The 1,063-nt window shown below is 72.6% G+C and carries 1 protein-coding gene; it reads right to left on the bottom strand.

Annotated features, from left to right (window positions below; translation table 11 throughout):
* A partial coding sequence (locus tag FNH05_RS37635; protein WP_144593577.1) for a DUF349 domain-containing protein occupies positions 1-1,032 on the bottom strand: 1,032 nt, incomplete at its 3' end.
* Positions 1,033-1,063: the final 31 nt, after the last annotated feature.

The raw sequence follows: 1,063 nt of genomic DNA on the forward strand, positions 1-1,063 counted from the left end.
CCACTGCTCCTGGATGCGGCGCAGCTGGGCCTTGGCCGCGTCGAGGTTGGCCGCCGGGTCGATCTTCTCCGCCTCGGTGAGCAGTTCCTCCTTGCGGGCGGCGTTGCCCGCGAACTCCGCGTCCCGCTCCGAGAACACCGCCGACCGCCGCGCGAAGAACTTGTCCTGCGCGGTGCGGAACCGCTGCCACAGCGCGTCGTCGGTCTCCTTCGGCGCGCGGCCCGCGGCCTTCCACTCGGCCATCAGCTCCTTGTAGCGGCCGGCCGTGGCGCCCCATTCGTCGGAGTCCACCAGCTGCTCCGCCTCGGCGATCAGCTCCTCCTTGCGGGACTTCGCCGCGGCACGCTGCTTGTCCAGCTCGGCGAAGTGCGAGCCACGCCGCCGGTTGAACGCCTCGCGGGCCTTCGAGAACCGCTTCCACAGGTCGTCGTCGGTCTTGCGGTCGACGCCCTTGATCGTCTTCCACTCGTCCAGGATGGTGCGCAGCCGGTCGCCCGCCGCCTTCCACTGGGTGGATTCCGCCGCGATCCGCTCGGCCTCCTCGGCCAGTGCCTGCTTGCGCGCGATCGCGGCCGAACGGGCCTCCTCGCGTTCGGCACGGGCGCTGGCGAGCGCGCTTTCCGCGTGCACCACGATCTGGTCGAGGCGGGCGGCCAGCGCGGCGAGGTCGCCGACGACGGCGGCCTCGGCCAGCCCGTCCCGCAGCTGGGTGGCGGTGGTCAGTGCGTGCTTCGGGTCGCCGGCGCCCGAGCTGAGCCTGGTCTCCAGCAACTCCACTTCGGTACGCAGATCGTCGAAGCGCCGCGCGTAGTGCAGCAGCCCTTCCTCGGGGCTGCCTGCCTGCCAGACGCCCACGGTGCGCTCACCACCGTCCGCGGTGCGCACGTAGACGTTGCCCTCGGCGTCCACCCGGCCCCACCGGGACGGGTGCGGCTCGGCCGGAGGGACCGGCCGGGCCTCCTGGCCGGCCGGGGCGTGCGCGGGTGGCATCTTGTTCGGTGCCGGGGTGCCGGTTTCTGTCTCGTCGGCCATCGCAGGCTCCTTATCGCCTGTTGGCCCACCC

The organism is Amycolatopsis rhizosphaerae, assembly GCF_007713715.1.
Taxonomy (GTDB): domain Bacteria; phylum Actinomycetota; class Actinomycetes; order Mycobacteriales; family Pseudonocardiaceae; genus Amycolatopsis_E; species Amycolatopsis_E rhizosphaerae.